Here is a 6,290-nt window from a genome sequence, read left to right on the forward strand (position 1 = left end):
CTTCGACTCACTTTCTGAGCTCACAACAGCAATCGATACCGCTATTGATCAACTTTCTATTCCCAAACTGAGCAATTATTTCTAACTTCTACTATAGTCATTGATTCCTCGAGTTCGAAGAGGTCCCTGATATTAAGTGGGATGGACAGTCGATGTGGGAATGCCAACGCTGTGAAGCACCCCAATATGGACCGGAACTAGACGAATCTCATAATCAGGATGATAGGCTTAACCAACGGGCACTGTCTAGTTCTGCATCTCCTCGATCGGCGTCTTTCCGTCCAGAGCTTGGTTCGGTCTCTGGCGGTTGTAGTAGTGCATGAATTATTCAAACTATTCGTGTGTACTCGTCCGACTGCCCACCTACGAGTTGTGGAAGCGGTCGATCCGCATTTTGAGGGTGTGAAACCACTTTCCGATGAGGTTTTGCTCGGTGTAGTTAACCCAATCGCTCAATCCATATCGAGCAAGGGCAGTCTGATACCCGAACTGATCCACGAGAAATACGGTGTCGGAGAGACCGTATTTCTCTTCGAGTCGATGCAGAAACGCAGCTGCCGGATCGGTTCTGTGCCGACCAAACAACGCGACATCAAGAATCAGTTTCGTATCGGTGTCTATTGCAGCGTACAACCAAGACCACTCGCCGTTGATCTTGCAGTCTCATCAGCCGCGATTCGCTTCGGCTGCGCCTCAGGCGGGTCGCACTCGTTGTCAGCCAGCCGATGCACCTAGTTCCAAACCGCCCCATGCGAGCGTTCAACACCTAATTCCGCTAAGATTGTAGTTATCTCGTGGAGCGGACATCCAGTTTCATGGAGGCGGACGGCGACGCCCGTCAGGGCGTTCGCCATCCGCTCGTTCTCCCAAGATTCTTCTAAATCCGGGTCATAGCACTCGCTGAGCAGGTTTGCGGGCGTTCTAGTCCAATTCACTCGACGACCCGCTCGTTCCTCAAACTGGCTCAACTAGACAGTGCCCCTCCTACAAAAGGATACAAGTAGTTGATGGTCCTACAAAACGGCATATGGTTTCTGAGCAATTCGACGCGTTCTTGCTCGACCTTGACGGGGTAGTGTATCTCGGGGACGAGGCCCTACCGGAGGCGGTCGAGTCGGTGAATCGCCTCGATGAGCGGGACAAGGAACTACGATTCCTGACGAACGACCCACGCCCTCAGCGTCAGACGATTGCGAGCAATCTTCGCAAACTGGGGATTGACGCGGAAGAAGACGAGATCATCACGTCGGGTTGGGCGACCGCCCACTACCTCTCCCAACAGGATGTGACCACCGCTGCTGTCGTCGGTAGCGAAGGGCTGAAAATCGAACTCCAAGAGGAGGGCATCGAGATCACAAACGACGATCCCAATGCGATGGTCGTCGGCGCGGACGAGAAGACATCGTATCAAGACATCCAGCGGGCGGCGAGACACATCCATCAGGGAGCGACGTTTGTGGGGACGAATCCTGATGGGTCGTTCCCGACCCCAGACGGGCCCGCACTCGGGGCCGGGGCCATTGTCCGAGCAGTCGAAGCTGCGACGGAGACAAAGCCGACGGTCGTTGGCAAACCCGAGCCGCTTATGTTCGAGATGGCGCTCAACGGGTTGGCCGACGACGCGCAAGCGGTCGTGATTGGCGATAATCCTGCCACGGACGTTCTCGGCGCCCACCGTGCGGGACTCACCGGGATTCTGGTGGCCGAGGACGAACCGACTGCCGCATCTGCTCGTGATCTTCAGCAACCAGATTTGACGATCTCGACGCTTGCAAATCTCTTCACGGACACAACCGACACGTGGGAGGCGCCTCCCTATTCGTGGCCGGACGAGATACGTTCGGGTGTCGCTGCTGTCGTAGTGAATGACGCAGATGAGGTGCTGTTGCTGAAACGCGCCGACAAAGAGCAGTGGGCGCTACCGACGGGCACGGTCGAACGGTGCGAACCAGTCGGGGACGCTATCATACGGGAGGTTGAGGAGGAAACGGGACTGCAAATAGCGATTGAGCGGTTGATAGGTGTCTATTCACACCCGGAAGAGCAGGTGTTTTCCTATCCCTCAGGCAAGGCAGTTCACTTCGTCACGAATTGCTTTCGATGTTCCATCGAGGAGGGGACGCCCGAGGCCGACGAAGAGGAAGCCCTCGAGGCCGGATTCTTCGACATGAATAATTTGCCGTCGGACATTCTCCCGATGCAACCGCAGTGGATAGCCGATGCAAATGATACGGATGGATCTCCAGCAATTCGATAAATACACATGTTGTATTGACTGAAGTACGGAGCAAGTTCGACATTTCTCACAGCCGATTTCAGAACGAGGTCACGGAACTATCCGAACCACGTCCGCGCCCGAAGCGTGTGACCGTACCGCTGCTTGAGCGCGAAAAACACAGTCTCGACGATTGATCGTCAATGATAGGTGTCGTCGTCATGGCGAGCGTTATACGCCATATCTAGCGGGGAGAACTCTCGGTGTTTGATCACTGGCCGAACGTCGGCCTCCCGAAGTTCTTCGCGGAGATCGTCCCAATTATAGCCCTTGTCAGCGGTCACGGTCTGTAGCCGGTCGGGTTCTGTGTGAGTACCTGCCACCCAACGCGGGTGTTATGCAGACCACTCAAGCCGTGGGCTTCCGTGCTGTACCGCTGTGAAGTTACTGCTGTATCTCTCAAATGTGGCTCACCGTATCCTCAGCTAGCCGCCTAAAATCTGCTCTGGCTGGTATAATGTCGACAGAGCCTCCGTGTCTGCGGACAGCACGCTCTGTCGGTGCCCCAATTGCACCAATAACCGTCTCCTCTAGCTCGCACTGCAGCGGTGAGAGAGCGTCACGTTCGGTAGCGATCTCAAAAAAATGCTCAACCGTCTTCGGTGACGTGAACAGTATTCCGTCTAACTCACCGTCTACAGCGAGTTTAACTGACTGGCCGGCAGTATCCGGTCGTTTCAAGCGATATAGATAGGTTTCATGTACAGATGCACCAGCTTCTTCTAGCCCCCGAATCAGTACATCGCTTCCGTGGGCACTGCGAGCGATCTCGACCGTCTTCCCTTCAACTTCGTTTGCCAACTCCTCGACGAGTCCTGTGGAAGTAAATGTCGAAGGAATCACGTCCACTGAATAGCCGCAATTTCGTAACGTGGTTGCTGTCTGACGACCCACAGCACATACTGTCGTCCCATCTTGATGCCATCCTTGCTCCTCAGCGAGTTCAACCCCGGTTGAACTGGTGAAGATACAGTATTCTGCCTGCTGTGGAGCCTGCCCTGTTGGACAGATGGTCAGCATTGGATTTGCGATTGGCGACACATCCAGTGATTGAAGATAGCAGACGGCTTCATCGATCCGAGTGTCGTCAGGGCGGAGGACAGCCATCTTCGGCTTAGGCATAGTGAATAGTCCAGTATTGATGACCTTGGGTGTATCGAGAACTGATCGACAGATTCCGAGTTCTTCAAATCCCTTGTCGAGTTATCTGATCATATGGATAATGACGGCTCTCACGACTACGTCGTACCTGAGAGTGAGGAAGACCTTGATACACCAGACGTACGTGGCTACGACTTTCGAGGCGAATTCGACTTGCAAGAGATGCTCGAGTCGTACGCGACGACTGGATTCCAGGCGACCCAACTCGCAGAAGCCATCGATATTGCAGAACGCATGCAGGAAAAGGATGCGACAGTCTATCTCACGTTCACATCGATAAAATTCTCATTCCACTGGCCATGAAGCTACAATCTCTCCATTCGTCTCCAAGGTTGCCGTGGACCCTGTCGAAACACTATAAACGGGCGATGAAATAAACGAACCAAACGAACGGAACGAGCAAAACGAAGGTAGTGAATGAACTCTTAGGGATGAACTGGCTGACCCGTACTCAATGAACAGAATGACAGAAACGAACGTAACGAATAGAACGAACGAGCTGATAGCAACGAATGTGTTTGATTCAACGAGTGTAACGAACAATTGGTTTTAACATCATAGTGATCCTCTCACCGAGTGAAACACCCTCACCGAACGAAACGAACACAACGAGGAAAACGAAGAAAATGAGCGACACCAATACCGCACGAATCACCGTGGCGAATCAGAAGGGGGGCGCGGGGAAGACAACCGACGTCATTCATACTGGCGGCGCGCTAGCTGCCCGGGACCACGACGTCCTCCTAGTCGATATCGACTATCACGGAGGACTCACTTGCTCGCTTGGCTACAATGACCTGTACTACGACACCGACCGCACAACGCTGTTCGACGTACTGGATTTCGATCAGATGGAGTCGGTGAATGACATCATTGTTGAGCACGAGGAATTCGACATCCTCCCCGCGAGCGAGAAGCTTGCGAACAACAAGAACATCCAGACATTGCTTGAGGCGCCGAAAAGTCGAGAGCGACTGGAGATGACACTCGACGAACTCGATGAGGACTACGACTACATCATTGTCGACACGCCCCATCCCTGAACGTCCTCACCGATAACGCCCTCGTCGCGACCGGCAACGTCGTCATCCCTGTAATTCCCGAGAAACTCAATGCCAACAGCCTCCAGATTTTCGCGAAGCAACTGAGCTCCCTCGAACAGGCGTATGGAGACATCAATCGTCTCGCGATTGCCTGCAACCGTGTCGAACAGAACGCCGAGCACCGCGATACCATCGAGGAGATCAAATCGGCGTACTCCCTCCCAATTTTCGAGATTCCGAAGCGTACCGATCTCTCCCAATCGATCGGCGAAGGTGTGTCTGTCTTCGGCTTCGCCAAGGAGAACAAGCGCGTCGAGGATGCACGTGAACTGTTCAACGAAATTGCCGACCTGTTCGACGAGACGTTCGAGAAGACCGTGCCTGAGGAGGTGGAAGCATGACTGACGGCTGGGGCGATGCTTCCGGCATCGAGGGCAACTACGAAGGGGAGGACGATGAAACCGATTCCGGCGATACGAGTGAGGTGAGTGAAACGGTAGAAACCAGTTCATCGACCGAAACGACCGAATCGACTTCAACGAGTGAAACGAACGAAACGAGCGAAACGACCGAAACGAAGACAAACATCAAGGACGAGTGGAACGGGCGGACGATCTACATTCCCGATGGTGTCCTCGACGAGATGGAGGATACTTACCTCGAGTCCCAGCTGAAGCTCCGAAAGGCGGGTCAGGACGAGTTCAAGAAGAACCGCCATTTCTATCCGCTTCTCGTTCAGTTCGGTGTTGAGTCGCTCTCTGAGGCGGATGCTGAGGAAATTCAGACCCGGCTTTCGGAACTCGGCGAGGAGTGACGCCGCGCAGAGTGAGGCCGAGTTGAGTTGCGAACGACACGAAACGTTTACCGGAGGGCCACATCCTGACTTGCCACGTAATTATATCCAGATAGTCACTCGGCAGTTTGAGTAGTCATCTGATATTCAAGTCGTAGCTGATTCAGCGCTCGTTAGCCTGAGGCTTCACCGTTTTTGACGTCATCAACTTTCCTCTGCAAATGAAATACTGGGCCGCAGTTCCATGGAATACAATTTCTCGAACGACTCGTTCTCGGAGCCTAACAGCTGATTACGAATAATTCGCTTGAGAAGTACCATCACTGCACCTTGTGTAGCGATCAGGTCTCCAATCGGCATATTCGGAGCGCCATGCGACACGTGATTGCGCGCGTCTCTCCAGAAATACTCGGGTATATTCAGGTTGCTTGGTTCTGAAACGACCATTTGGGCAAGATCATTCGTCTCTACATCCAGCTTCGTGATTAGATGCTGGATTTTTTCGCCGGTCGCCTCTGAGATCTGCTCTTCCCGAGCATGCCAGAGGGCAAGCAGTTCGATTGCGCTGCACACGCTGAGGAGTTTGCCCTCTACTGGCCGGTTCGGATCTCGCGCATCAATGTAGTACCCGAGTACCTGTCGAAGGTGAAGATTCTCCCGGACGTACGGCGTATAATTGTCATATGCTTCCTCGACATATTCGGAGAAGTTCGTCCAGATGACTTTGTCTGGGAAGGGAGCGAATGCGGCACTAACATTCGATGTTCCTCCTGATTTTAACACCTCATAGTGAGCATCCATATCGTCAGATGGTGTATTGTCTATCGCGGTGATCTTGGTTCGGATGTATCGCGGGGCCGTCTCTTGAATGAGTTGCGACACTTCGAGAATTTTGGTCACGGTCTCTGCTGCGCGCTCAACGCGGTGGGACAGATCCCCCGCCCGCTGTTGTTTGACTCTGATCGGCTCTGTTGAATCGCTGTAAGGCGGTGGATTTCACTGTGTGACGGCACGTTTG

The 6,290-nt window shown here is 53.4% G+C and carries 4 protein-coding genes and 4 pseudogenes; 4 read left to right on the top strand and 4 right to left on the bottom strand.

All coding sequences use genetic code 11. The annotated features are described in order from the left end of the window. Positions 1–246: 246 nt before the first annotated feature. Positions 247–854 (bottom strand): annotated as a pseudogene (locus tag EL22_RS16095) (IS6 family transposase). A 173-nt stretch (positions 855–1,027) separates the two neighbouring features. Between EL22_RS16095 and EL22_RS11045 the strand changes: the two are divergent. Continuing rightward, complete coding sequence (locus tag EL22_RS11045; protein WP_050051547.1) at positions 1,028–2,257, top strand: HAD-IIA family hydrolase; 1,230 nt, start codon at positions 1,028–1,030, stop codon at positions 2,255–2,257. Positions 2,258–2,334: 77 nt separating this feature from the next. Here the strand turns inward: EL22_RS11045 and EL22_RS18490 are convergent. Both EL22_RS18490 and EL22_RS11050 read right to left on the bottom strand, forming a co-directional pair. Continuing rightward, a pseudogene (locus tag EL22_RS18490) lies at positions 2,335–2,615 on the bottom strand (transposase); the annotation flags it as partial. A 59-nt stretch (positions 2,616–2,674) separates the two neighbouring features. Further along, positions 2,675–3,397 carry a uroporphyrinogen-III synthase gene (locus EL22_RS11050; RefSeq protein WP_050051548.1) on the bottom strand — a complete coding sequence of 241 codons (723 nt, stop codon included), beginning with the start codon at positions 3,395–3,397 and terminating at the stop codon, positions 2,675–2,677. 93 nt (positions 3,398–3,490) lie between these two features. Between EL22_RS11050 and EL22_RS11055 the strand changes: the two are divergent. From EL22_RS11055 to EL22_RS11065, 3 genes and pseudogenes are all read left to right on the top strand, one after another. Then, a pseudogene (locus EL22_RS11055) lies at positions 3,491–3,712 on the top strand (deoxyhypusine synthase family protein); the annotation flags it as partial. A 350-nt stretch (positions 3,713–4,062) separates the two neighbouring features. Further along, positions 4,063–4,880: pseudogene (locus EL22_RS19315) on the top strand (ParA family protein). Further along, entirely contained in the window at positions 4,877–5,293 is a 417-nt protein-coding gene (locus EL22_RS11065; RefSeq protein ID WP_050051550.1) for a hypothetical protein, read from the top strand. Before EL22_RS19315 ends, EL22_RS11065 begins: the two are co-directional and overlap by 4 nt. A gap of 183 nt (positions 5,294–5,476) precedes the next feature. On the opposite strand, the gene EL22_RS11070 is transcribed toward EL22_RS11065, so the two are convergent. Beyond that, complete coding sequence (locus EL22_RS11070; RefSeq protein ID WP_156184108.1) at positions 5,477–6,172, bottom strand: hypothetical protein; 696 nt, start codon at positions 6,170–6,172, stop codon at positions 5,477–5,479. Between the last annotated feature and the right edge of the window lie 118 nt (positions 6,173–6,290).

Origin of the sequence: Halostagnicola sp. A56, from assembly GCF_000691505.1 — an archaeon.
Taxonomy (GTDB): domain Archaea; phylum Halobacteriota; class Halobacteria; order Halobacteriales; family Natrialbaceae; genus Halostagnicola.

Excerpts from the sequence above, each read along its gene's own strand:
- EL22_RS11050 (WP_050051548.1), bottom strand. The coding sequence starts at position 3,397 with ATGCCTAAGCCGAAGATGGCTGTCCTCCGCCCTGACGACACTCGGATC.
- EL22_RS11065 (WP_050051550.1), top strand. The coding sequence starts at position 4,877 with ATGACTGACGGCTGGGGCGATGCTTCCGGCATCGAGGGCAACTACGAA.
- EL22_RS11045 (WP_050051547.1), top strand. The coding sequence starts at position 1,028 with ATGGTTTCTGAGCAATTCGACGCGTTCTTGCTCGACCTTGACGGGGTA.